The organism is Curtobacterium luteum (assembly GCF_001475545.1).
Taxonomy (GTDB): domain Bacteria; phylum Actinomycetota; class Actinomycetes; order Actinomycetales; family Microbacteriaceae; genus Curtobacterium; species Curtobacterium luteum_A.
The window spans coordinates 25,515-49,587 of record NZ_LDQC01000043.1 but is presented as its reverse complement, the minus strand read 5'-3'; the positions used below and the strand labels follow the sequence as shown (position 1 = coordinate 49,587).

The following is a 24,073-nucleotide window of genomic DNA, read 5'->3' as shown; positions in this document are numbered from 1 at the left end:
GTGGGGGATCTGCAGGTCGACACGGCATCGCTCGATGCCCTGACGCACGCCATGGCACCGCTGCCGTCGACGGTCCGGATGGATCGCTCGATCGCGGATCCGCGCGAGGACGCACTCGGCTCCGCCACGGTCGCGGCCGCGCTCGGCGAAGCGGGCACGACCATCACCGACCGCGGCGAGGTGCTCGCGGAGTCGTTGACGTCCATCGGGCAGTACCCGGCCCAGGTCGCGTTCCAGATCTCGACGACCGAGGGTGAACTCGCGGCACAGCTGGACGGTCGTTGATGGCCTGGTCGAACACGGATCCCGGGCAGGGCGATCCCGCGGCGGTCACAGCCGTGGCCACGGCACGACGCGACAAGGCCGACGACCTCCGCGACACCGCGCGGTCGCTGCGCGTGTTGGCCCACGACGGCCAGACCGCTGACTGGCGGGGCCGGGCGAAGGAACCGTTCCAGGTGAACGTGGGCGCGTTCACGACCGACGTCGGGACCCTCGCGACCGCTCTGGACGAGCAGGCGAGCGCCCTCGAGACCTACGCCTCCGCGCTGACCGCGATCCAGGAGGACCAACGCGACCTCGAGACGCGCCGCTCCTCCGCGGCGCAGGCGCTGACGGACGCGCAGGCGGCAGCGAGCAGCGCCAGGTCCGAGGCGCAGGACACCGCCCGCTCGGCCGACAGCACGCCCGAGCAGATCACGAGCGCGAGCAGTGCCGCGAACCGGCGCGCGGACGACGTCACCGATGCGCTGACCGCGGCCCGCAGCATCGACCTCGAATGGGACGCGCTCGTCGAACGGCGGCGGGCAGCCGACCGCGCGTGCGCCGACGCCCTCGATGCCCGGGCTGCCAACGGCCTGCCGAAAAGACTGACCGACTCGGACATCGCGAGTGCCACGCCGCTGACACTCCTGGCGCTGCTGCAGAGCATGAGCGCGGACGACGCCGCGCAGTTCCTCCGGAAGCACCCCGACGTGGCGGCCCGGATCGAGACCGCCGACCCAGGTGCAGTCCGCGCCTGGTGGGAGTCCCTCGGGACCGGCGACGACACAGACCTGTCAGCGGAGCAATCGGCGCTGGTCGGCGCGGTTCCGTCGATCATCGGGGCGCTGAACGGCGTGCCGGCGCAGGCGCGGGTCGCCGCGAACCGGAGCCTCGCCGCCGACCGGCTCGAGGACGCGAAGGCTCGACTCACCGCGCTGCAGCTCACCGAGGGCATCCTCGGGCAGACGCTCGGCCACGGCACGAAGGCCAACCGGGACGAGATCGCCGCGTTGCAGCAGGAGATCACGTACCTCGAAGGCGTGGTCAAGCAGCCGCCCGAGCACCAGCTGTACCTCTACGACCCGTCGCAGAAGCGGATCATCGAGATGATCGGGACGCCGGGTCCGGACACCAAACACGTGATCACGTACGTGCCCGGGACCTTCAGCAACATGGAGGGCTTCTACAACAACGGGATCCAGCAGGTCGGGAACTGGTTGCACGAGGCCTCACCGAAGGACAGTGTCGTCTTCGTGGCGAAGGACGGAGTGTTCCCCGGGGAGCAGACCGCGGGCGTCGGAGGCATCAAGGAGGCGAACGACCCCCAGTTCGCGCTCGGTCCGGCAGAGCGGCTTCGACAGCTCGCCGCCGGGATCAGCACGGATCCGAACATGGCCAATGCCATCACGACCGCGATGGGTCACAGTTGGGGAACGGCGAACATCACCACCTCGGAGACGCTCGGGGCCATGTACAACCAGGTGGACTCGCTCTCCGGCGCCGGCATGCCGCAGGACTGGAAGCCGAATGCCCTCACCGAGTACAAGGACTACTCGTACGTGGACATCCTGCAGGTCGGGCAGGCGACGAGGCATGTCTGGGACGGCAACAACCCGCGATGGAACCCGGCGTTCGAGCACGATGCCTACTACGGTCCGAAGCCGGACGACGTGGACCCGTACGATTACGGCTTCCTCCTCGATCAGCACAACCGGGTCGCCCGAGTCGAGGGGAACCGCCAAGTGCTCTTCGATCTGAAACGGGACATCTTCCAGTGAACCCTCGAAACACAGTGATGCTGAGCCTCGTCACGATCGCCATCCTCTCCCTGACTGCTTGCGCCGGAGGTCCTTCCATGTCTGAGTCACCGACACCGAGCACACATGTCACTCGCGCAGAAGTCGAGAAGCGAACGCGCGCTGTACAGAGCAGGATCATCGATGCATTCCCCGACGGTGCCGTCAGTGACACGAGCACAGGCGGCTGGGCCTTGCTCGATTGCTCCGAGAACGAGATCCAGTCCTCGATCAACGCGACCTTGACACTTGCACGGACCGTGCCGGCCGACGAGACCTACGACGCGATCACGCATGAACTGGAGGCCGATGGTTATCGGGGAGAACAGAGCACGAACTCACGAGGGTCGCAACTGGTCATGACGGGCCAGGCGAACGACCAGTACTTCGTCGCGATCGAGAACGACAAGAAGCGCGTGCTGATCTCTTCCTTCTCGCAGTGCTTCCGCGGTTCACTGGCGGACCAATGAGGAGGATCCGCGGGTGTCAGACATCGCGGGTGACGGTCGAAAAGGAGCGAAGACAGCTGCCGGGCTGTGTTCGAGGGTGGATTGCGTGACGATCCGGTGAGCATCAAGAGAACGGGGGTGCTCGTGGTGGCAGCGCTGAACCTCTTCGGCCTGACCGCTTGCGCGAACAGTCCGACCGGAGGAACGATGCCGACGGCGACACGCGCTGCGGCCCAAGAACAGACTGCCGATGTGCAACGTCAGATCATCGGCGCGTTTCCCGAGGGGTCCGTCGGCGAGACGCGGACTGGCAGCTGGACCCTGCTCGACTGCGCCGAGAACCGGATCCAGTCGTCGATCGGCGCTGATCTGATCCTCACGCGGGCAATCCCCGCGGGCGCAACGTACGACACGATCAGCCGAGAGCTCCGTTCCGCGGGCTACGACGACGAACGCAACACGACGTCGCACGGAAGACGACTCGTGCTGACCGGCCCGGCGAACGACCAGTACTTCGTGTCGATCCTCAACGATACGAAGCGCGTGCAGATCTCCTCCTTCTCGCAGTGCTTCCCGGGTTCACTCGCCGATGGCTGACACGGCTCGACGTCGTCGTCCGCGGTACCGGCTCGTGACGCTGCCCACCGCCGTGCTCACGCTCGGGGGACTCGCAGCGTGTTCGGGAACGCCGGGCTCGGAGCGAGCCACGGAGCCGGTCACCCGAGCGCAGGCCGAGGCTCGGACGGGAGCACTCCAGCACCGCATCGTCGAGGCCTTCCCGGCCGGCTCGGTCACGGAGGAGAACGCTCGCCGATGGGTGCTGCTCTCGTGCTCGCAGGACCAGGTCCAGACCGCGGGCGGGGTCCACGTCACCCTCGCCGGGTCGGTGGACGTCGACGAGACGTACGACGCGATCGTGCACGCGGTCGAGCCCGACGGCTACTCCGGTGCGCGTGACACGACGCCGAAGGGGGCGGCGCGCCTGACCGTCACAGGACCGGACGACGACCAGTACCTCGTCACGATCTACCGCGAGGACGGAGACGCCCGCATCTCATCGTTCTCGCCGTGCTTCCCGGGATCGCTCGCCGACGGTTGAGCACCCGCACGACGGCAGATATCAGCGCACCCGCACGACGGCAGATATCAGCGCACCCGCGCCCGGTACTCCCCCGGCGCACACCCCCGCGCACGGGTGAAGTGCGCGTAGAAGCTCGACTGCGACCCGAAGCCGGCAGCGTGCGCGACCTCGGCCGTCGTCATCGACGTGGTCGCGAGCAGCCGCTGCGCCTCGGCGACCCGGCACCGGGTGAGGTACTCGACGATCGTCGAACCGACGTCCTGCCGGAACACCGTCATGGCGTGGTGCGGGTGCAGGTGTGCCGCCTCGGCGACGTCGGCGACCTCGATCGGGTCCCGGAACCGACCGACCACGAACCGGACCATGTCGATGACCCGGTCCATGCCCGCGGGCCCGTGGCCACCGTCCGGCCGGAGGTCGATCGTGTCCCGGTGGTGCCGGAGCAGCCGCCGGACGAACGCCTGGGCCTCGAGACCCGCGATCAGTTCGGCACCGTCGTCGGCGAAGTCGCGCTGCCACGAAACGAACATCGACTCGACGTCCCGTCCGGCGGCGACGGCCGGGACGAGGACCGGACGGTTGAGGAGCATCGCTCCGAGGTCGTGGTCGGGCAACCCCCACGCGAGCACGTCGCCGAGCGGGATGTGTGCCCACAAGAAGTCTCCAGAACCGGCTCGTGCCCCCGGGCCCTCGCCGATCAGCTGGTGCGGTGTCCATCCCCAGAAGAGCGCGACCTCTCCGGCGTGGACGGACACGTCCGTGCCGCCGAAGCGGTAGTCGAGCCGCCCGTCGAGCACGAGGTTGATCTCGAGGTCGTCGTGCCGGTGGGAGGACAGCATGACGGGCGCCGGGCCGCGATGGCTCCAGTAGGCCGCTTCCATCGTCTCGACGTCGAGCACGGCCCGAGCCTACGTCAGCGCACCGAGCGCCGGACGGCAGCACCGGAGGATCCTGGAACCGCGGCCTCCGAAGCCGGAGGCACGGCAGGCACCCCACTTCCTAGCGTCGGACCATGACCAAGATCACCATCATCGGCGCCGGCGGCTTCGTCTTCCCCTTCCGCCTCATCGGCGACCTCGTCAGCTTCCCCGCCCTGCAGGACGCGACGCTGCACCTCATGGACCTGGACGCGGGCCGGGTGGCTCGCACCGCGAACGCCGCCCGTGAGCTCGTGGCGCACCACGGCCTCGGCGTCGAGGTCCTGGAGACCACCGATCGGCGCGAAGCCCTCGACGGCGCTGACGTCGTGATCATCACGTTCCAGGTCGGTGGCGTCGAGTCCTACAGGTGGGACGTCGAGATCCCGCGGAGGTACGGCATCGACCAGGCGGTCGGCGACACCGTCGGCCCCGGCGGGGTGTTCCGGTTCCTCCGGTCGGTGCGCGCCTACGAGGACATCGCCCGAGACGCGCTGGAGCTCTGCCCGGACGCGCAGTTCATCAACTACGCGAACCCCATGGCGATGGCCACGGCGTTCCTCAACGCCAAGGGGCTGCGGACCGTGGGTCTCTGCCACAGCGTGCAGGGCACCACGCGCATGCTCGCCCGTACCCTCGGCGTGCCCTACGACGAGGTCGAGTACGTCTGCGCCGGCATCAACCACCAGGCGTGGATCCTCGACTTCAAACGGCGCAGCGGCGAGGACCTGTACCCACGGCTCCGCGAGGTCATGACCGCGAAGCACCGACGCGGTGTCGCGGCGGCGGACCTGCACGACGACGACGGCGACCACAGCGAGGCCGCGGCCGCGGCGAGCAACTACGAGGGCGGCAACGAGCAGGTCCGCACGCAGCTCATGCGGTCCTTCGGGTACTTCGAGACGGAGTCGAGCCACCACGCGAGCGAGTACGTGCCGTACTTCCGCAAGGACCCGGAAACGGTGCTCGAGTACATCCCGGAGCGCTGGGACTACTACGAGATCTGCCTCGCGCACGACGAGCAGGGTGACGTCGACCAGCAGCTCGAGAAGCTCAAGGCCGACCTGTCGCCGTCCGTCGAGTACGGCGCGAGCATCGTCAACGCGATCGTCACGGGCGTCCCCGCGGTGGTCTACGGCAACGTGCCGAACAGCACCGGTGTGATCAGCAACCTCCCGGCGGACGCCTGCGTCGAGGTCGCGTGCCTCGCTGACGGCAACGGGGTCACCCCGACCTCGTTCGGCGAGCTCCCCCCGCAGCTCGCGGCCCTCAACCGGACGAACACGAACGTGCAGACCCTGGCCGTCCGCGCGGCGCTGACCGGCAACGTCGAGCACGTGCACCACGCGGTGGCGCTCGACCCGCTGACGGCGGCGCACCTGACGCTCGACCGCATCGCCGCGATGACCGACGAACTCCTGCACGCCCACGCGGCGCTGCTCCCGGAGTCGCTGCGCCCGGCGGGCGCGGTCGCGGCACCGCAGGCGACGACCGGCCGGGAGGCCCGCCCCGCCCTGGTCTGAACCGTCGCGCCCGACGTGGGGTCGGGTCCTGGACGCGACCCCACACCGGACGTGCGGCGCTCCGGGTGCGCACACCGCGCCTCCCGGCCGACCTGAACGGCACCACGACCTCGAAGGAGAGGACCATGCCGACCCGACCACCCCGTCAACCCGCCGGAGGGCAGCTCGCCAGACGCGGCTTCCTCGCACTCGCCGGCATCTCGATGGCCGGCGCGCTCGCGGCGTGCGCCGGCCAGGGCACGGCCGCCACCGGCGGCACGAAGCACATCCGGCTGTCCACCTGGAACATCCCGACCGACATCACGAGCTACCAGGCGATCGCGGACGAGTTCGTCGCGAAGCACCCCGGGACGAGCGTCGCCGTCGAGGTGACGACCGGCCAGTTCCACCAGTGGTTCATCACCCGACTCGCGGCAGACCTCGCACCCGACGTCATCCGGATCACCCCGCAGCAGATCGGCCGGTACGCCGCGAACGGCAGCCTGGTCGACATCTCCGGAGCGATCCCGGCGGACTACCACTCGGACTACAGCGACCCGTTCTGGGCGATCGGTGCCCGTGAGGACGGCATCTACGGCGTCTTCCAGCACACCGACAACTTCATCACCTACTACAACCGCGACCTGATGGAGCAGGTCGGGGTGACGCCTCCCACCGCACTCGCGGACGCCTGGACGTGGGACGAGTTCCTCGACGTCGCGAAGGAGGTCAAGCAGGTCACCGGCAAGTACGCGTTCGGGTACGGCTGGTCCGCGCCGGAGACCGCGTACCGCTGGCTGCCGTTCGTGTACCAGAACGGGGGCGCGTTCCTCGGCGAGGACGGCGCCACCCCCTCGATGGACACGGCGGAGGCGATCGACGCGCTCGCCTTCGGGCGGAAGTGGTACGCCGACGGGCTCGCCACCACCGGGAACATCTCGAAGAGCGGCGGTGGCGACGTCGCCCGCAACCTGTTCCTGACCGGACAGATCGGGATGATGCTGAACAACCCGGAGTCGATCGTGCAGCTCGACACCGACATGCCGGACAACTGGGGCACGGCGCCGATGATCCGGAACGTCGGCGAGGCGAGCGACCTCGGCGGCAACGCCCTGGCCGTGACCAGGTCGAGCAAGCACCCGGAGCTCGCGGCCGAACTCGTGGCGATGATCACCTCACGGTCGAAGATGCAGCAGTTCTGCCACGACGGCAACTGGCTGCCCGCCCGGAAGTCCCTCGACGCGGCGGACATCGGCTACGCGTCCAACTCGGACACCATGCAGCGGTTCATCGACCAGGGATCGACCATCCCGCTGTCGATGGTGAAGGCGGAGAGCGGCCAGTACTTCTCGTCGCTGAACGCGGTCTTCGCCGACTACCTCGACCTGTGCCTGCTCGGGCAGCTCAGCCCGAAGGAGGCCTCGGCCCAGATGATGGAGGCGATGCGCAGTGTCACTGCGAACTGAGACCGGCCCCGCGCGGACGACGACGTCCGTCGCTCCCCCGACCGGCGGGCTCGCCGTCGGCAGCGCCGCCCGTCGACGACACGGTCGGTTCGTGCCGTACGTCTTCGTCGGTCCCGCGGCGCTGCTCTTCCTCGGGTTCTCGCTCGTCCCGATCGTCACCGCGATCGCCCTGAGCTTCCAGGACTCGAGCACGTCGCTGGGTGACGGCACCTGGGTCGGCGGGAAGAACTTCGTCGACATGGGCTCCGACCCGCTCATCGGCACCGCGCTCCGGAACACGCTCGTGTTCACCATCGGCACGGTCCCGACCGCGATGGCCATCGGCCTCGCCCTCGCCGTGGCGCTGAACCGACCGCTCCCCGGGCGCTCGGTGTTCCGGGCGTTGTTCTTCGTGCCGATGGTCGCCGCCGGCGTCGTGGTGGGCGTGATCATGTCGTGGATCTTCAACGGCGACTACGGCGTCGTGAACAACCTCCTCGACGCCCTCGGGCTCGGCCGGGTGCCGTGGCTCACCGCACCGGGCTGGGCGATGGCGACCCTGGTGATCGTCGTCGTGTGGACCCGGATCGGGTTCTGCATGGTGATCTACCTCGGCGCCCTGCAGTCCGTCCCCGCCGAGCTGAAGGAGGCCGCGGCCATCGACGGTGCCTCGCGGTGGGTGCGGTTCCGGACGATCACGTGGCCGCTGCTGCGCCCGACGACGTCGATCCTGCTCATCCTCAACGTGGTGTTCTCGCTGCAGGCCTTCGACGTCATCTACGTGATGACGGGGGGCGGCCCGGGCTTCTCCACCACGGTCCTCATCCAGTACGTGTTCCGGTCGGCGTTCATCGACGCACGCATGGGCTACGCGGCAGCGCTCGGGCTGGTGCTCGTCGCGATCCTGCTCGTGTTCACGCTGCTCCGACAGCGGGCCACCAAGAAAGCAGAGGAGGCCATCTGATGGCACTGTCCGTTGCGGGCGCGACCCGTGCCTCCCGTCCGACCGTCGCGCGGCGGAAGCAGCGCCCAGGCCGCTGGGTGCTCGTTGCGGGACTCACCGCACTCGCGATCCTCATGGTGTTCCCGCTGTACTGGATGGTCGTGTCCGCACTCACCCCGGGCGGCCAGTCGCAGAGCGGCACGTTCTCGATCTTCCCGACGAGGCCCACGTTCGAGAACTACGCGCAGGTGTTCAGCACGCAGCCGGTCTGGCGCTGGCTCGGCAACTCCGCGCTCATCACCAGCGTCGGCACCGCGCTCAGCGTCGTCGTGTCACTGATGGCCGGGTACGCCCTCGCCAAGTTCCGCTTCAGGGGTCGCGGGCTGCTGTACTCCGCGTTCCTCGTGACGATCATGATCCCGATCCAGGTCACCCTGGTGCCGAGCTTCCTCGTCGTCGCGAAGATCGGCCTGGTCGACTCCCCGTGGGCGGTGATCCTGCCGACGGTGTTCGACGTGGTGGGGATCTTCATCGCCCGGCAGTTCATGCTCGGTGTCCCCGACGCCCTGATGGAGGCTGCTCGGCTCGACGGCGCCGGAGAGTTCCAGACCTTCTTCCGGGTCGTGCTCCCATCGTGCGGACCGCTCGTCGGCGTGCTCGTGATCCTCGGCTTCATGACACGGTGGAACGACTTCCTCTGGCCGCTCGTCGTGCTCCAGGGCAACGAGAACCTGACCGTGCCGGTCGCGCTCTCCACGCTGACGAACAACCCGGCGTTCAGCTCACCGTGGGGCGCGGTCATGGCGATCGCGACGGTGACGGTGCTGCCGCTGCTCGTCGTGTTCCTGGCCTTCCAGCGGCAGTTCGTGCAGGGCATCGCGTCGACCGGCATCAAGTAGGCACTGTGCCCGGCATCGAGGAGGCACCGTGCGTCGGGCGGCTCGAGCCACCCGCGCACGCTGTCCCCTCCTGCGCCACCGGTCGGGCCGACCGCAGTACGTTCGGGCCCGACCGACGACGACGGGAGGCCGAGCCGATGACCGTGGTGCTCCGGGACCGACCAGGCAGGTGGACGTGGGCGAGCCGGAACGGCCTGTTCCTCACGAACGCCACCGTGTTCCTGCTCTGCTTCGTCGGTATGGTGCTCGCGGGGTGGCGGGTGTCCGTGCACGACGCGCTCCTGCACCGCGAGGCGGTCGAGTCGCTCTGGGGATTCCTGGCGAGCGGTGACTTCGCCGAGGCGACGTTCGAGAACTGGGAGAGCGAGTTCCTCCAGATGGGGTCGTACGTGGTGCTCACGACGTTCCTCTTCCAGAAGGGGTCGAGCGAGTCGAAGCCGCTCGACGACGACGCACCGCAGGACGCCGATCCCCGGGAACACTCGGTCGAGCACCGCGCTCCGTGGCCGGTGCGTCGCGGCGGAGTGGCGCTCGTGCTGTACGAGAACTCGCTGCTGCTGCTCTTCGCCGTGCTCTTCGTCGGCAGCGTCGTCGGGCACGTCATCGGCGGTGCCGCTGCGTACAACGAGGAGCAGGTCGAGCACGGCGGCTCGGTGGTGACCGGCTGGCAGTACCTCGGCACGTCGCAGTTCTGGTTCGAGTCGATGCAGAACTGGCAGTCCGAGTTCCTCGTCATCACGGTGATGGTGGTGGCGACCGTGTGGCTCCGACAGCGCGGGTCGAGCCAGTCGAAGCCGGTGGCGGCACCCGACGCCCAGACCGGCGACTGACCCCGCCCCGCGCCCGGCCGCGGACGCGCCGGCTGTGCCCGCGGTCAGTCCGCCAGCAAGAACGCCGCGAACCGGTCGATGGTCCGCAGCGCCTCAGGGGTGCCCTCGTCGTTGAGGTGCCCGTGGAACGTACCAGGCTCCACCACGGAGGTGACGGGCACGCCCGCCTCACGCAGCTCTTCGGCGAACGCGGCGCCGCTCGCCCGGAGGTCGTCGCGCTCGGAGTCGACGATGCAGGTCGGCGGGAAACCCGTGAGGTCAGCCCCGCCGGCGAACACCCCCGCGGTGGCGCCGCTGGCGTGGTTCGCGTTCATCTGCCGCACCGACTCGGGCGTGAACCGTCGTGCGGGATCGACGCCCTCCATCGCCGCGGCGAGTTCGTCGGACAGCGGGGGCAGCTCGGCGTGCACGGTCGGGTACGCCAGCAGCACCAGCCGTGGTGCCTGCCCGTCGGCGACGAGGCGGAGCGCCGCCGAGGCCGTGATCGAGGCTCCGGCGCTCGCTCCCCCGATCGCCCAGTCCCGGCCCCCGGTGTCGAGGGATGCGTCGGCGCGGACGGTGGCGAGGACGTGCCGTACCTCGTCCTGCGGCACCGGGAAGTGCACGCCGTCCGGGCGCTCGTCGCTCGGCGCGAGGCGGTACTCGACCTCGACGGTCGTGACACCGCGGGCGGCGAGCTCGCGGGCGGTCTGCGCGGACTCCGGCATGTCGAGGTCGCCGAACACGAAGCCGCCACCGTGCGACCAGACGAGCGCAGCGCGCGCCGGCCCGTCGGTCGTGTGGACCCGGATGCGCAGCGGCCCGTGCGGTCCGTCGAGGGTTCGGTCGGTCGTCGTCATGTCGTGTCGTCCTCGTCACGTCGGGCCGCGGGTCCGCGGCGGTGCGTGCCGTCACGGTACCGGACGGCCGCGGCGCGCCGCATCGGCGTGGACGAGCGGTCTGGAGGCACGGTGCAGGTGAACGGATCCGCTCACCTGCACCGCGCCTCCAGGCGGTGACGCGGCCGCCGGGCACGCCGGCGCGACCTCCGGGTCAGGCGGTCGTCGTGGGCGCCGTGCTGAACCGCTGCACGAGCTCGCGCTTGAGCACCTTGCCGCTCGGCCCCAGCGGCAGCGCGTCGAGCACGTGCACCACGCGCGGGTACTTGTAGGCGGCGATCTCCGCGGCCACCACGTCGATCAGCTCCTGCGGCGTGACCGTCGCGCCGGCTCGGAGCACGACCGCGGCCTCGACCTCTTGTCCGTGCTGCTCGTGCGGCGTGCCGAACACGGCGGCCATCGCGACGTCGGGGTGCCGGGCGAGGACCTCCTCGACCTGGCGCGGGTAGACGTTGTACCCGTTGCGGATGATCATGTCCTTCGTGCGGTCGACGATCGTCAGGTAGCCGTCGTCGTCCTTCGTGCCGAGGTCGCCCGAGCGGAACCAGCCGTCGACGATCGCGGCGGCGGTGTCCTCCGGCCGGTCGAGGTAGCCGTTCATGAGGTTGTGGCCGCGGATGACGAGCTCGCCGATCTGCCCGTGCGGGAGCATCACGATGCGGTCCTGCGTCTCCGGGTCGGCGATCTCCACGTCGACGCCCCACACCGGCGTGCCGATCGTGCCGGGACGCGGGGTGGTGCCGACGTGGTTGAACGACGCGACCGGCGAGGTCTCGGTGAGGCCGTAGCCCTCGTGCACCGGGGCGTCGAACACCTGCTGGAACTGCTCGAGCACGGCGAGCGGCAGGGACGCACCTCCCGAGATCGCGTACCGCAGCGGCGGCCGGGCATCGTTCCGGGTGGCGGCGTCGAGGAGCGCCATGTACATCGTCGGCACGCCCATGAAGACGCCCGTGCTGTGCTCGACCATCGCCGCGAGGGCGCCGTCGCCGTCGAACTTCGGGAGCAGGACGATCGTCGCGCCGACCCGGAAGCCGGTGTTCATCGTGCAGGTCTGCCCGAACGTGTGGAACAGCGGCAGCGCGCCGAGCAGGACGTCGCCGCGGTGCAGGTCGAAGGTGCTGAGCAGGTTCGTGTTCGCCTGCTCGAGCAGGGCGAAGTGCGAGCCCTCGGCGCCCTTCGGGTGGCCCGTGGTACCGCTGGTGTAGAGGATCGTGGCGGTGTCGAACGGGTCGCGGGGGACGTAGGTGTCGAGCGGTTCGGCGGCCTGCGCGAGGTCCTCGAGCCGATCGGGTGTGTCGCTCGCGGCCTGCGCATCGGGACCGGCCTGCGCGTCGGGACCGGCGTGCGCGTCGGGACCGGCCTGCGCGTCGGGACCGGCCTGCGCGTCGGCCCCGACGGCTGGCGGTGCCATGACCGTGACCACGTCGACCCCGGCGAGCGCCGCGCCCGCGGCACCCTCGCCGAGGAGCGGTGCCGCGCACACGAGCAGGGAGACGTCGGCGTCCCGCAGCACGTACTCGATCTCGCCACGCTTCAGGAGCGCGTGCACCGGGACGACGACGGCTCCGAGGGCGAGGGTCGCGTAGTAGACGCGGGGGAAGTCCTCGACGTTCGGGACGAGCATCGCGACCCGCGAGCCCTCCCGGACACCACGGGCCCGGAGTGCACCCGCGTACTCGAGCGTCTGCGACCAGAGCTCGGCGTAGGTGGTGCGCCGGTCACCGACCACCACGGCGACGTCGTCCGGGAACCGGTGCGCCGACTCGGCGAGGATCGCCGCCACCGAGGCGGTGGCCTGGGAACGGCGGGTGCTGTGCTGGGTGTCGGTCATGCCGGTCTCTCATCTCCGTCGACGGACGCGTGGCCCGATCCTACGGCCGCCGTTCCGACGACGTTCCGTCACCGCGAGCACCACGGGCGCGTCGCAGCGTCTCGCTCGGCGCCTCGCCGAAGCGCTCCGCGTAGTTCGCGGCGAAGCGGCCGAAGTGTCCGAACCGCCACCGTCGAGCGACGTCGCGGACGTGCGTACCCGGCTGGGCGAACCGGAGGTCGGTGCGGGCGCCGTCGAGTCGCTCGGCGCGGAGCCGTTCCATGGGGGTCTCGTCGAACCGGCGCCGGAACGCGCTCTGCAGCCCGCGTTCGCTCAGCCCGACCGCGGCCGCGATGTCGCGGAGGACGATCGGGTCCGCGGCGTGCTCGTGCATCCAGTGGGCGGCACGGAGCGCCGCTGAGGACGGCTCCTCCGGGTCCGGGGTGACCAGCGGGAAGGCGTCGACGACCGATGCGGCGATCTCAGCGTTGAGTTCGTCGCGGTGTTCGCCGTCGACCTGCTCGTCGGTCAGCGCGGCGGCGCGGTTGCGGAGGATCGCTCGGAGGGGTGCGAGCGCGGACGCGATGTCCGGCTGCTGGCCGAACACGAGCGGGCCGTGCACCGTCTGGTCCCGACCGGCGAGGGCCTGACGGAGGATCCGGTCGGACAGGTGGAGCATGGTGACCTTGCGGGTGTCCGCGGTGAACCGGTACGGCACGGACGCCGAGAGCACCAGGGGGTGTCCAGGCTCGGCCGTGAGCGTCGTGCCGTCGGTGCAGTCCTCGATGGTGGCGGTGCCGTCACCGATCCAGAAGACGATGTGGTCCGGGCGGGGGTCGAGCCGGCCGGAGCGGGTGCCCTCGACCTCGGCGCCGCGCATCGACACGTCGGCGTCGCCGGCGCCCACGTAGCGGTAGGCCTCGAGTGCGCCGCCGACGCCGTCGACGATGCCGTAGGCGCGGTCGATCTCGGGGCTGCGGTTCTCGCTGATGGTCTCGACGCGGAAGCGACGGAAGGACGGGGTGTCCTCTGCCGGTGCCGTCGTTCCCATGGGGGCATCCTGGCAGGTCGCGCGCGCGGGGACGGGGCGACGCCCCGGAGCGCCGTCGCCGTGGGCGTCCCGGACCGGCGGTGGACGTCGCCGGTCGTGTCGCGCCTCCAGGCCGGTCCGTCGGCGCGGACGTCAGGGAGCCGGCGCCAGCCGGTAGAGCACCTGCGGGCGCCCCCGCCGTCCGTACCGGTGCGCGAGGTCGATCGCGCCCGTCGCGACGAGGTGGTCGAGGTACCGCCGCGCCGTCGCACGCGAGGTCCCCGTCGCGGCTGCGACCTCGTCGGCGGACCGCGCGACCGCGGGGTCGAGTGCTGCGACGACCCGCTCGAGCGTCGGGGCGCTCACACCCTTGGGCAGAGCGCGACCCGTCGGCGCGGCAGCACGGCGCGCCGGCGCGGCGACCCGGACCGAGCCGGTGGCGAGCAGCCGGTCGACGTCACCCTGTCCCATCGGCACGTCTCGCTGCGGAGTGTCCCGCCCGCGACGCTCGGCGGCGTACGCACGGAGCCGGTCCCGGAGCGCTTCGCGGTCGAACGGCTTCATGAGGTAGCCGACCGGGTGCGCCGCGAGTGCCTGTCGGACGGTGACCTGGTCGCGCGACGAACTGACCACCAGGACGTCGGTGGCTGCGAGACCCGCGAGGCGCATGCGGTGCAGGACCTCGATCCCGCTGATGTCGGGCAGGCGCACGTCGAGCAGCACGAGGTCGACGCCGTGCTCGACGTGGGCCAGCGCAGCGCTGCCGGACGCCGCAGCACCGACGACCTCGAACCCCTCGGTCGCGGCGACCCACCGCACGTGCAGTGCGCGGGCGCCGGCGTCGTCGTCGACGACGAGCACGCGGACCGGCGCCGTCACGGGGCCACCGCCATCTCGACGTCGATCCGTGCGCCGCCGAGGGATGCCGACCGCCCGACCACCACCGAGCCACCGCGGTCGGTCGCCGTGCGTCGCACGACCGCGAGGCCGACGCCGCGACCGAGGCCGGTCTCGTCGGCCTTCGACGACCATCCGGACCCGAGCACCCGGTGGGCGTCCGCCGGGTCGATGCCGGGGCCGTCGTCCTCGACGGTCACCGCCACCACGTCGTCCCGGGTGCCGATCGTGCAGCGCACCCGAGCCGCACCCGCCTCGGCGGCGTTCCGGCACAGGTTCGCGACGACGAGCAGGACCTCGTCGTCGAGCACGACGTCGTCGGCGACCAGCAACTCGAGCGCGGCTCCGTGTGCGTCGACCTCGGAGCGCACCGCCTCGATCGTCGCGGTCGCCACGGCGCCGCGCCGCGGGGACCCCGCGCCACCCCCGCTCGTCAGGCCGGGCGCGACCGCGTCGATGTAGGCGAGCGCGTCCGGACCGTCGCCCTGCGCCACGAGTCCGCGCACGACGTGCAGACGCGTCCCGAACTCGTGCGCCTGCTCGCGCAGCGCATCGGTCGTCCGCCGCACCTGCCGGCTCTCCGCGTCGACGGCGTCGGCGCGCCGCAGCCGGCGTGCGATCCCGAGCGACAGCAGCACGCTCGCGAGGGTCGCCACGACCAGGGCGCCCGTGCTCCAGGGCAGCAGCGCGCCGAACGCCCGCGCACGGTCGGCCGCGATCGCCGATTCGAGCACGCCGACCGCGACGACCCCGACCACCTCCCCGTCGTCGCCGACGATCGGCACCTTCGCACGCAGGGTCGCGCCGGACGGACCGGTCTCGGTGCCGACGAACCGCTCGCCCGCGAGCACGGGCGCGATCGTCGTCCCGACCAGCTCGCCGCGTTCGGACGGGTCGGGGTGGGTGATGCGCACGCCCTCGTCGTCGGTGACCACGACGTAGGAGACCCCCGAGGCACCCTCGACCAGGGAGGCGATCGGCTGGAGCGACGCCGTGGCCGACGCGAGACGCTCGGTGTCGGCGAGCGCTCCGGGAGCGCCGGCGTCGACGACCGACGTGACGGCGGCCCGGACCTCGGGCAGGGCGGCGAGGCTCGACGCGACCCCGGACGCCTGGTCGACGACGGACGCCCGGATGCTCTGCTCCTGCACGGCGACGGCGACCCCGGTGGTCGCACCGGTGGCTGCCAGCACGATGACGCTCGGCAGGGCGAGCACGGCGACGCGTCCGAGTCGGGAGACGGATGCTCGGCGCACCGTGGCCCCCTCTCTGGTCGTCGTGAGCGTCAATGAGCACAACTCCACCGCCGGACACCGGTCCGGGCGGCGGCTGCCATCGTACTTCTCGACCTGCGACACGACGTCGTGCGCAGGAGGGAGCCATCCATGACAGAGCAGTCAGCACCGGCGACGTCCGGTCCACCCCGAGCGCGTCGCACCGTCGCGCGCGCGGTCGGCGCGGCCGTCGCCGCGGTGTCCATCGGTGTCGCGGCGTTCGGGTCCATCACCTCCGCCGCGGCCGGCGGCGACCCCACCACGTCGGTCACCATCGTCGCGCCCGCTGCCGCCGGCGGTGGCTGGGACGGCGTCGCGCGCTCGATGCAGCAGGCGCAGCGCGCGAACGGGATCGTGAACTCGGTGCAGGTCGTGAACATGCCCGGTGCCGGCGGCACGATCGCGCTCGGCAACGTCGCACGGCTCGAGGGCCAGACGGACACACTGCTCGTCGGCGGCACGGGCCTGCTCGCCGCCGAGGTCCAGTTCGGCTCCGCCGTGACCCACGACGACATCACGCCCCTCGCGGTCACCGTGGAGGAGTACGACGTCATCGTCGTCCCCGCCGACTCCCCCTACGAGACGCTCGACGACCTCGTCGCCGCCTGGCGCGAGCGCCCTGGCTCCGTGCCGTGGACGGGTGGCGGCTCGTTCGACCAGCTCGTCGTCACGGACCTCGCGGTCTCGGCGGGTCTCGACCCGGCGGACACGAACTACATCCCCTCGGACGGCGGTGGCGAGGCCATCCAGGCACTGCTCAACGGCACCGCCGCGGCGGCCTCCGGCGGCTACCCCGACAACATCGACCAGATCGAGACGGGCCGCCTGCGCGCGCTCGCGCTCGTGGCGCAGCAGCCGGTCGAGGGCATCGACATCCCCACCGCCGTCGACCAGGGCTACGACGTGACGCTGACCAACTGGCGCATGATCGCCGCACCCGGGGGCCTCGACACCGCGCAACGGACGCAGCTGACGGGCATCGTGCGGGACACCCTGCGGACGCCGGAGTGGCGGGACGCGATGGACCGGTACCACTGGACCGAGCGGATCATCACGGGCCGCGATCTCGACGCGTTCATCGACGAGGAACGCAGGCGCATCCGAGGGCTGTACGAGGAGCTGGGCCGATGACGCGTCCGAGCAACCCCACGTCGTCGTCCGCGGTCGTCGGGCAGCGCCTCACGCTCCGCGCCGACCCCGGTCGTACCGCCGAGGTGGCGAAGGAACTCACCACGCCCGCGCTCTTCACGGCCTTCGCGGTGTACCTCATCGTCGGCATCGTGACGATGGAGGTGCCCGCCGGTACCGCGTTCCCGGGCCCCGCGGTGTTCCCGGGGATCGTCGCCGCGGCGCTCCTGCTGCTCGCCGGCCTGCTCGTCGTCCGCTCCGTCCGGCAGCTCCGACGCGGCCAGGACGGGCCACCGGTCGCGGCGAGCGCAGCAGCACCACCCCCGGCCAGCGCAGCAGCACCGGACGCGGCGAGCGCGGCTGCACCAGCCCGGGTCGTGGCCGTGCCCACGACCGCCGGCCAGGCCGACACCGTCGTCGCCGAGCACGCGGCGCCGGAGCGGTCGGTCCGCGTCGACTGGCGCTCGCTCGCCTGGGTCGTCGTGTCGTTCGCCGCGTTCGCGCTGCTGTTGCACGTGCTCGGCTGGATCGTCGGCGCCGGCCTGCTGTTCCTCGGCGTCGCCAAGGGCCTCGGCGCCCCCGGCTGGCTCCGCCCCTTCGTCGTCGGGCTCACGGTGGCCGCGCTCAGCTACATCGCCTTCGACATGGTGCTCGACCTGTCGCTGCCCTCGGGCATCGTCGGATGGAGGTTCTGACGTGGACGTGCTCGGTCTGCTCGGCGAGGGTTTCGCCGGTGCGCTGACTCCCGCCAACCTGCTCTGGGTCGTCGTCGGCTGCCTCCTCGGCACCGCCGTCGGCGTGCTCCCCGGCCTCGGGTCGTCGATGGCGGTGGCGCTGCTGCTGCCCGTGACGTTCTCGCTCGACCCGACGGCGGCGTTCATCATGTTCGCCGGCGTCTACTTCGGCGGCCTCTTCGGCGACTCGACGATGGGCATCCTGATGAACACGCCGGGGCAGGCCTCGGCGATCGCGTCGACGTTCGAGGGCCACAGGATGGCGCTGAACGGCCGGGCGGCGCAGGCGTTGGCGACCGCGGCGATCGGCGCGTTCGTCGGCGGCATGGTCGCGTCGGTCCTCGTCGTGTTCCTCGCGCCGGCCCTCGCGACGTTCTCGTCGAGCTTCGGCCCGGCGGAGTTCTTCGCCCTCGCACTCTTCGCGTTCGTCACGACGTCCTCGGTCGTGACCGACGACGCGCTGAAGGGGCTCGGGTCGCTGTGCCTCGGCCTCGGCATCGCTGTCATCGGCGTCGACGGCATCTCCGGCGCGCCCCGCTTCACGATGGGCGTCCCGGAGCTGTTCGACGGCATCTCGCTCGTCACCGTGACCGTCGCGGTCCTCGCGCTCGGCGAGGTCATCCACGTCGCCTGCCTCGCCCGGCACATGCAGGACGGGAAGATGGTGCAGGCGACCGGTCGTCCGTGGCTCTCGAAGCAGGAGCTCCGCGAAGCGACACCTGCGTGGCTGCGCGGCACCGCGATCGGACTGCCGTTCGGCGTCGTCCCCGCGGGCGGCTCCGAGATCCCGACGTTCCTGGCGTTCGGCCTCGAGAAGCGGCTCGACGCCCGACGGAAGGACCCGCAGTTCGGCCGCGGCGCGATCCGGGGTCTTGCGGCACCCGAGGCGGCCGGCAACTCGACGACCGGGATGGCGATGGGCGCGCTGCTCTCGCTCGGCCTCCCGGTTTCCGCGACCGCGGCGATCATGCTCGCCGCCTTCCGGCAGTACGGCCTGCAGCCCGGACCGCTGCTGTTCGACCGGTCCCCCGACCTCGTCTGGGCGCTGCTCGCGTCGTTCTTCATCGCCATGGTCGTGCTGCTCATCATCAACCTGCCGTTCGCGATGCTCTGGGCGAAGCTGCTCCGCATCCCGCGCGCGTACCTCTACGCCGGTATCGCGGTGTTCTGCGGCCTCGGTATCTACGCCACGAGCGGCTCGGTCTTCGACCTGCTCATGCTGCTCGGCATCGGCATCATCGGGTTCCTCATGCGGGCGCTCGACGTCCCGCTCGCGCCGCTCGTCATCGGCATGGTGCTCGGTCCGCTCGCCGAGACGAGCCTGCGCGACGCTGCGCTGAGCGCGGACGGGGACTTCTCGGTGCTCGTGGCGGGGCCGATCCCGATCGTGCTCTACGCGGTGCTGGCCGTCGTGGTGGCGCTCACGGTGCGGAGCCGGCTCGTCGCGCGGCGCGCGCGTCGGCGGGCGGCTGCGGTCCGGTGAGACGCCGGTCGCGGTCCGACGCGACCACGTGACGGACGGGAGGCCCGTGGCGGCGCCGCCACGGGCCTCCCGTCCGTCGCCCCCGCATCGGGCTGGCGCACCCCACTGCGTGTGCGTGTCCAAGCCTTCGTCGATCATCGGGCAGGCGAGCAACTGGAACACGACCGGGAGTCGGGCCGGTCGTGCGCGAGTCCGCCCCGGTCTCCACCCCGCAGCCGTGGATTCAGAGCCGAGCCGTCGACCAGCTCCTCCGCAGCTGCTCGGCGCGCCTGCTCAGACGCGAGCCGCGAGGAAGGTGTCGGTCTCCTCGGCGGTCGGTGCGGTCGCCGGTCCGTGCTGCGTCACGGCGAGGGCGGCCGCGGCGTTCGCACGACGCACCGCGTCCTCGAGCGATTCGCCGCGGGACAGGGCTGCGACGAGCACACCGCCGTGGGCGTCGCCCGCGCCGTTCGAGTCGACCGCGTCGACCGCGAATCCGGGCACCAGGACAGGAACCCGCCCAGGCTGAGCCACCCAGCAGCCCGCCGCGCCGTCGCGGACGAGGGCGGAACCGCGGGCGGACGTGGCGATCTCGGCGACCGCCTGGGAGAGCCCCGTGGCCGTCGGTGCCATGAGCCGCGCCTCCCGGCCGTTGGCGCTGACCACGTCCGCACGGGCCGTGACGCGACCGAGCACCGACGGGGACAGCGTGTCGACCAACGGGGAGGGGTCGAGGACCACGCGGACCCCGTCCGGCACCGTCGTCAGCCAGTCGGCGATCGCGGGGCCGTTCACGACGTGCGCGAGGCCGTAGCCGGAGACGAACACCGTGTCGTCCGAGCGGAGCACGACCCGCTCGAGGTCCGCCCTGGTGAGGCGCCCCTCCGCCCCGACACTCGTGACGAACGTGCGCTCGGTCGACGCGTCGACGAGCGCGACGCAGTAGCCGCTGTCGATGTCCTCGAGCCCGGGCTGGACGACCTCGACGCCCGACGCTTCGAGTGCCGCGCGGACGATGTCGCCGAACGGCCCCGTGCCGTACTGGCCGGCGAAGACCACCGGCAGACCGTCACGGGCGGCTGCGACCATGGTGTTGAGGCCACCGCCCGCGGTGATCGACGACGCTGAGGCGATGACATCCCCGCCTGGCTCCGGGACGGCGTCGACGCGCAGGACGATGTCGACGATGACGTTGCCGACGGAGACGAGCCGCCCCATCAGGAACGGGCCCCCGCGGGCGCGACGACCTGACCGCGTGCACCGCCGGTGAGCAGGTACGCGGCCGCTGCGACGACGAAGGTGACGACCCAACCGAGGCCGTTCGCGCCGATCCAGCTGTCCGACAGCGCTCCGACGTAGACCGGGTGCGCGCTGCCGACCTGGATCGAGGTGAAGAGGAAGCCGACGACGATCGCGACGACCCAGGCGGCGAGCGCTCCCCACGCGACGCCGCCGCGGTACCAGTAGCTGCCGCCGGCGCGCAGGTCCAGCAGTGCCGCCGGGTCGTACCACCGCCGCCGGAGCATGTCGGCCATGAACACGCCGAGCCAAGCGGTGATCGGGACGGCGAGCACGGAGATGAAGGTGATGAAGGGCGCGTAGAAGCCGTCAGCGACGAGCATGAAGTACATGGCGCCGAGCGTCGTGACGACCACGTCGACCCCGACCGCCCAGACACGGGGCACCTTGATCCCGAGGGTGAGCGTCGTGAGGCTCGCCGAGTACACCGAGAGGTGGTTCGACAGCAGCAACCCGCCGAACGCAGCGATGAGGTACGGGACCGCCATCCAGCTCGGGAGCAGGTCACGGATCGCGGCGACGGGGTCACCGGCCTTCGCGAGGGTCGGGTCGCCAGCGGACACCAGGGAACCGAGGCCGACCAGGACCACGAGCGGGATCCCCGCTCCGGCGGCACTGGCGCCGATGAGCGCGCCGGCCCTCACCGAGGTGCGGGTGTAGCGGGCGATGTCCGCACCGGCGGTCGCCCAGCCGATGCCGGTACCTGCGGCGATGGTCCCGATGCCGATCACCATCGCTGCGACGGGGCCGGCCGGCTGCGAGCCCACCACGGCCCAGTCGACGCGGAGCACCAGGAAGACGGCCACGAGGACGTTGAGCGCGCCGAACACCCACGTCGCCCACTTCTGCACGGCGACGATGAACGCGTGTCCGAGTCCGGAGATGAGCACGGTAGCGGCGACGAACACCAGGATCGCGACGATCGTGAGCGCCGGGTTCGCCTTCGCGTCGCCGTCGGTCCCGAACAGGATCGTGAACAGGGACAGGAGCACGAACGCCGCGGTCGTGGTGTTGACCGTCTCCCAACCGAGGCGGGACAGCAGCGACACGGCGGTGGGCCCGACGTTGCCGCGGACACCGAAGACCGCTCGGCTCAGCGTCAGCCCGGGCGCACCGCCGCGGCGGCCGGCGATCGAGATCACGCCGACGACCGCGAACGACCCCGCGGCCCCGATCACGGCGACGACGAGTGCTTGCCAGACCGTCAACCCCTGGAACGCCACGAGGGTCGCGCCGAGGGGCAGTCCGAGGATCGAGATGTTCGCCGCGAACCAGACCCAGAAGAGGGCGCCCGGCGCCCCGTTGCGTTCGTCGTGTGGAACGGGTTCGATCCCGCGTTGTTCGACCGTGGTCAGTGTGCCGCTGGAGAGCGTGGTCGTGTCGTGTGCCATGGGGTCCTCTTACGTCGTCGGAAGGGTGCGCGGAAGCGTGGAGATGGAAGGAGATGGAAGGAAGAGTGTGGGGGGGCGGATCGCGGTGACTACGGTCTCCCCCGGCGATCAGGCGCGGCGACGAAGCGTGAGCAGGCCATCCGCCAGCGGACCGAGATCGAGGCGGTTGACGGTCGTGACGGTTGCGACCGCGTCCTCTGGCCAGACCTCGGGCCCGTGCACGGCGCCGAGGACGGCGCCCGCCATCGCGGCGATCGTGTCCGTGTCCCCGCCGATCGAGGCGGCTGTGCAGAGCGTCTCCCACGGTGCGAGGTCGAGCGCGAGGAGGGCGAGCGCGGCGACGACCGACTCCTGACTCGCAACGCTCGTGCCGATGAGCCGCGAGACCGCTTCGATGCGCTCCTCGCCGGGCACGGTCGGCAGGTGCCCGCGCGCCCACGTCGTCCGGGCAGCGATGTCGGCACCCGCGATCCAGTGGCCGCGCTCGGCACCGATCGCGGCGGCAGCGATCGCGGCGTCGAGCGCCTCTGACCGGGTGGCCCCGTCGACGCCCGCGCTCACGCCGGCGGCGATCGCGCTTGCCCCGGCGATGCCGAGCCCGGTGTCATGGGTGACCCGCGAGGCGTCCTGCACGGCGTCGACCAGGCGGACTGGGTCTCCTGACGGCACCGCGATCCCGACCGGGGCGATGCGCATCGCGGCACCGTTGGTCGTACCGGTCGAACCCGCTTCGGACGCGGGCACGCCGTCCAGGATCCGCTGCACGGCCGTCTTCGTGCTTGGGCCGAGCAGGTCGAGCGACCCCTTCGCCTCCATCGCCCGCTCCCACGCGATGAGCGCCTCGGCGAAGCGGGTGGGATCGATTCGTCCGTCGCCCTCGAGCAGCAACTCCGCGACGAGCACGGCCTGCTCGGTGTCGTCCGTGACGGTGCCGGCGGGCATCCCCGCGGCGATCCGCTGATGCGGGCCGGCATCGACCAGGCCGGTGATCGTGCCGTGGTCGGCTCGGATCTGGGCGAGCGACATGGACTGGGTCGGCATGCCGAGTGCATCGCCGAGCGCGAGGCCGATCAGAGCGGCGTGGGCGCGGGCTGACTGCTGGTGCACGAGGTGGTCCTGTCGGGTGGGAAGGGTGGTCATCGGGCCGTACCGAACCGCATGTGCATTCGGAACCGGTCCGGGTCGAGCAGGCTGTCGACGCGCTCGACGAACGCACCCTCGGCGGTTCGCGAGACGCGGCGGCTCCGGAGGAACGGAGTGCCTGCGGGACGGTCGAGCAGAACGGCGTCGTCGACCTCGAGGGGCGCGACATCGATCCACTGCTCGGCGCTCGCGGGCACGAGTCCGGCCTCGGCGATGGTCGCGGTCAGCGAGTCGTCGACGAGCCCGTCGGTGGCGGCGGCGGCCAGCCGGCCGACGCTCGGTACGACACTCCGCTCGAGCGACACCGGTCGTCCGCCGACCACGGAGCGGAGACGGTCCACGGCGACGAAGGTGCTCTCCGCCGCGTCGAGCTCGGTCTGGAGGCGCGGGTCGTCCGATCGTTCGAGCCGCAGGATGCGGGTCGTCACCTCGGTGCCGGACGCGGCGATCGACCGGGCCCAACCCCCGCGCGGGTCGAGCGTCGCGCCGTCGAACGTGACGACCGAACCGACCCCGCCCCTGGTGGCGATGTACTCGAGGTCGGCGAGGTCGGCGAGGGCTGCACGAACGGTGCCACGGCTCACCGCGAAGCGCTCGGCGAGGTCCTGTTCGCCGGGGAGACGCTCGCCAGCTCGGTACCGGCCGGTGGCGATCGCGTCGCGGAGGGCGTCGGCGACGAGGCGTCGCTTGGATGAGACGGGCATGAACAGGAGTGTACATGTACAAGACCTGTCCACCGCAATGCGGTACTCAGCCCGAGAACGACGGGAGGCTCACAGCCTGACGGCTGTGAGCCTCCTTCGCGGTCGGGCTGACAGGATTTGAACCTGCGACCCCTTGACCCCCAGGCGGGCGGTGACACCCCAGAGCCACAAACCGACGCGAACCGACCCGACCT

Annotated in this window: 23 protein-coding genes; 13 read left to right on the top strand and 10 right to left on the bottom strand. The window is 71.3% G+C overall.

The window, feature by feature from the left end; genetic code table 11:
* From NS184_RS08340 to NS184_RS08320, 5 genes are all read left to right on the top strand, one after another.
* Positions 1-285, top strand: a complete 285-nt coding sequence (locus tag NS184_RS08340; protein WP_152998133.1) for a hypothetical protein — start codon at positions 1-3, stop codon at positions 283-285.
* Positions 285-2,042, top strand: coding sequence for a hypothetical protein (locus tag NS184_RS08335; RefSeq protein ID WP_058725650.1), 1,758 nt, complete (start codon positions 285-287; stop codon positions 2,040-2,042). The genes NS184_RS08340 and NS184_RS08335 overlap by 1 nt, the downstream gene beginning before the upstream one ends.
* Positions 2,043-2,056: 14 nt before the next feature.
* Entirely contained in the window at positions 2,057-2,530 is a 474-nt protein-coding gene (locus NS184_RS08330) for a hypothetical protein (RefSeq protein ID WP_058725649.1), read from the top strand.
* 96 nt (positions 2,531-2,626) lie between these two features.
* On the top strand, positions 2,627-3,106 hold the full coding sequence (locus tag NS184_RS08325) for a hypothetical protein (RefSeq protein ID WP_152998132.1): 480 nt from the start codon (positions 2,627-2,629) through the stop codon (positions 3,104-3,106).
* On the top strand, positions 3,099-3,608 hold the full coding sequence (locus tag NS184_RS08320; protein ID WP_152998131.1) for a hypothetical protein: 510 nt from the start codon (positions 3,099-3,101) through the stop codon (positions 3,606-3,608). Before NS184_RS08325 ends, NS184_RS08320 begins: the two co-directional genes overlap by 8 nt.
* A gap of 47 nt (positions 3,609-3,655) precedes the next feature.
* Here the strand turns inward: NS184_RS08320 and NS184_RS08315 are convergent, their stop codons facing one another.
* Entirely contained in the window at positions 3,656-4,489 is an 834-nt protein-coding gene (locus tag NS184_RS08315; RefSeq protein WP_058725646.1) for a helix-turn-helix domain-containing protein, read from the bottom strand.
* A gap of 113 nt (positions 4,490-4,602) precedes the next feature.
* Here NS184_RS08315 and melA point away from each other — a divergent pair, with 113 nt between their 5' ends.
* From melA to NS184_RS08290, 5 genes are all read left to right on the top strand, one after another.
* A complete protein-coding gene (gene melA, locus NS184_RS08310) occupies positions 4,603-6,030 on the top strand; it encodes an alpha-galactosidase (protein WP_058725645.1) in 1,428 nt (475 codons plus the stop codon).
* A gap of 125 nt (positions 6,031-6,155) precedes the next feature.
* Complete coding sequence (locus NS184_RS08305; RefSeq protein WP_242863001.1) at positions 6,156-7,475, top strand: ABC transporter substrate-binding protein; 1,320 nt, start codon at positions 6,156-6,158, stop codon at positions 7,473-7,475.
* Complete coding sequence (locus NS184_RS08300) at positions 7,459-8,418, top strand: carbohydrate ABC transporter permease (protein ID WP_058725644.1); 960 nt, start codon at positions 7,459-7,461, stop codon at positions 8,416-8,418. Before NS184_RS08305 ends, NS184_RS08300 begins: the two co-directional genes overlap by 17 nt.
* The gene (locus NS184_RS08295; protein ID WP_242863000.1) at positions 8,418-9,296 is read left to right on the top strand and encodes a carbohydrate ABC transporter permease; all 879 of its coding nucleotides are present in this window, start codon (positions 8,418-8,420) and stop codon (positions 9,294-9,296) included. Before NS184_RS08300 ends, NS184_RS08295 begins: the two co-directional genes overlap by 1 nt.
* A 137-nt stretch (positions 9,297-9,433) precedes the next feature.
* Entirely contained in the window at positions 9,434-10,126 is a 693-nt protein-coding gene (locus tag NS184_RS08290) for a DUF6766 family protein (protein ID WP_058725666.1), read from the top strand.
* Positions 10,127-10,170: 44 nt separating this feature from the next.
* Here the strand turns inward: NS184_RS08290 and NS184_RS08285 are convergent, their stop codons facing one another.
* The 5 genes from NS184_RS08285 to NS184_RS08265 form a co-directional block, all read right to left on the bottom strand.
* Complete coding sequence (locus NS184_RS08285) at positions 10,171-10,965, bottom strand: alpha/beta hydrolase (protein ID WP_058725643.1); 795 nt, start codon at positions 10,963-10,965, stop codon at positions 10,171-10,173.
* A 193-nt stretch (positions 10,966-11,158) separates the two neighbouring features.
* Positions 11,159-12,838, bottom strand: a complete 1,680-nt coding sequence (locus NS184_RS08280; RefSeq protein ID WP_058725642.1) for a long-chain-fatty-acid--CoA ligase — start codon at positions 12,836-12,838, stop codon at positions 11,159-11,161.
* Between the two features lie 40 nt (positions 12,839-12,878).
* Positions 12,879-13,868 (bottom strand): helix-turn-helix transcriptional regulator, encoded by a 990-nt coding sequence (locus tag NS184_RS08275; protein ID WP_058725641.1) that lies wholly within the window; start codon positions 13,866-13,868, stop codon positions 12,879-12,881.
* A gap of 132 nt (positions 13,869-14,000) precedes the next feature.
* Complete coding sequence (locus tag NS184_RS08270) at positions 14,001-14,726, bottom strand: response regulator (RefSeq protein WP_058725640.1); 726 nt, start codon at positions 14,724-14,726, stop codon at positions 14,001-14,003.
* Positions 14,723-16,000: a sensor histidine kinase gene (locus tag NS184_RS08265; protein ID WP_083513556.1), complete on the bottom strand. Its 1,278-nt coding sequence runs from the start codon at positions 15,998-16,000 to the stop codon at positions 14,723-14,725. Before NS184_RS08265 ends, NS184_RS08270 begins: the two co-directional genes overlap by 4 nt.
* Positions 16,001-16,129: 129 nt before the next feature.
* On the opposite strand from NS184_RS08265, the gene NS184_RS08260 reads away from it, so the two are divergent.
* The 3 genes from NS184_RS08260 to NS184_RS08250 are packed head-to-tail and all read left to right on the top strand — an operon-like array spanning position 16,130 to position 19,363.
* Positions 16,130-17,149, top strand: a complete 1,020-nt coding sequence (locus tag NS184_RS08260; RefSeq protein ID WP_058725639.1) for a tripartite tricarboxylate transporter substrate binding protein — start codon at positions 16,130-16,132, stop codon at positions 17,147-17,149.
* Positions 17,146-17,841 (top strand): tripartite tricarboxylate transporter TctB family protein, encoded by a 696-nt coding sequence (locus NS184_RS08255; RefSeq protein WP_058725638.1) that lies wholly within the window; start codon positions 17,146-17,148, stop codon positions 17,839-17,841. The genes NS184_RS08260 and NS184_RS08255 overlap by 4 nt, the downstream gene beginning before the upstream one ends.
* Position 17,842: 1 nt before the next feature.
* A complete protein-coding gene (locus NS184_RS08250; RefSeq protein WP_058725637.1) occupies positions 17,843-19,363 on the top strand; it encodes a tripartite tricarboxylate transporter permease in 1,521 nt (506 codons plus the stop codon).
* A 273-nt stretch (positions 19,364-19,636) separates the two neighbouring features.
* On the opposite strand, the gene NS184_RS08245 is transcribed toward NS184_RS08250, so the two are convergent.
* The 4 genes from NS184_RS08245 to NS184_RS08230 all read right to left on the bottom strand — a co-directional run bounded on the left by NS184_RS08245 (position 19,637) and on the right by NS184_RS08230 (position 23,879).
* A complete protein-coding gene (locus tag NS184_RS08245) occupies positions 19,637-20,560 on the bottom strand; it encodes a PfkB family carbohydrate kinase (RefSeq protein ID WP_058725636.1) in 924 nt (307 codons plus the stop codon).
* Positions 20,560-22,032 carry a purine-cytosine permease family protein gene (locus tag NS184_RS08240; RefSeq protein WP_058725635.1) on the bottom strand — a complete coding sequence of 491 codons (1,473 nt, stop codon included), beginning with the start codon at positions 22,030-22,032 and terminating at the stop codon, positions 20,560-20,562. Before NS184_RS08240 ends, NS184_RS08245 begins: the two co-directional genes overlap by 1 nt.
* Before the next feature lie 108 nt (positions 22,033-22,140).
* The gene (locus NS184_RS08235) at positions 22,141-23,172 is read right to left on the bottom strand and encodes an ADP-ribosylglycohydrolase family protein (RefSeq protein WP_058725634.1); all 1,032 of its coding nucleotides are present in this window, start codon (positions 23,170-23,172) and stop codon (positions 22,141-22,143) included.
* Positions 23,169-23,879, bottom strand: a complete 711-nt coding sequence (locus tag NS184_RS08230) for a GntR family transcriptional regulator (RefSeq protein WP_058725633.1) — start codon at positions 23,877-23,879, stop codon at positions 23,169-23,171. The genes NS184_RS08235 and NS184_RS08230 overlap by 4 nt, the downstream gene beginning before the upstream one ends.
* Positions 23,880-24,073 lie beyond the last annotated feature (194 nt).

Coding starts and splice junctions, on each gene's coding strand:
- NS184_RS08335 (WP_058725650.1), top strand. CDS start 285: ATGGCCTGGTCGAACACGGATCCCGGGCAGGGCGATCCCGCGGCGGTC.
- NS184_RS08320 (WP_152998131.1), top strand. CDS start 3,099: ATGGCTGACACGGCTCGACGTCGTCGTCCGCGGTACCGGCTCGTGACG.
- melA (WP_058725645.1), top strand. CDS start 4,603: ATGACCAAGATCACCATCATCGGCGCCGGCGGCTTCGTCTTCCCCTTC.
- NS184_RS08305 (WP_242863001.1), top strand. CDS start 6,156: ATGCCGACCCGACCACCCCGTCAACCCGCCGGAGGGCAGCTCGCCAGA.
- NS184_RS08295 (WP_242863000.1), top strand. CDS start 8,418: ATGGCACTGTCCGTTGCGGGCGCGACCCGTGCCTCCCGTCCGACCGTC.
- NS184_RS08290 (WP_058725666.1), top strand. CDS start 9,434: ATGACCGTGGTGCTCCGGGACCGACCAGGCAGGTGGACGTGGGCGAGC.
- NS184_RS08285 (WP_058725643.1), bottom strand. CDS start 10,965: ATGACGACGACCGACCGAACCCTCGACGGACCGCACGGGCCGCTGCGC.
- NS184_RS08280 (WP_058725642.1), bottom strand. CDS start 12,838: ATGACCGACACCCAGCACAGCACCCGCCGTTCCCAGGCCACCGCCTCG.
- NS184_RS08275 (WP_058725641.1), bottom strand. CDS start 13,868: ATGGGAACGACGGCACCGGCAGAGGACACCCCGTCCTTCCGTCGCTTC.
- NS184_RS08260 (WP_058725639.1), top strand. CDS start 16,130: ATGACAGAGCAGTCAGCACCGGCGACGTCCGGTCCACCCCGAGCGCGT.
- NS184_RS08255 (WP_058725638.1), top strand. CDS start 17,146: ATGACGCGTCCGAGCAACCCCACGTCGTCGTCCGCGGTCGTCGGGCAG.
- NS184_RS08245 (WP_058725636.1), bottom strand. CDS start 20,560: ATGGGGCGGCTCGTCTCCGTCGGCAACGTCATCGTCGACATCGTCCTG.
- NS184_RS08240 (WP_058725635.1), bottom strand. CDS start 22,032: ATGGCACACGACACGACCACGCTCTCCAGCGGCACACTGACCACGGTC.
- NS184_RS08235 (WP_058725634.1), bottom strand. CDS start 23,172: ATGACCACCCTTCCCACCCGACAGGACCACCTCGTGCACCAGCAGTCA.
- NS184_RS08230 (WP_058725633.1), bottom strand. CDS start 23,879: ATGCCCGTCTCATCCAAGCGACGCCTCGTCGCCGACGCCCTCCGCGAC.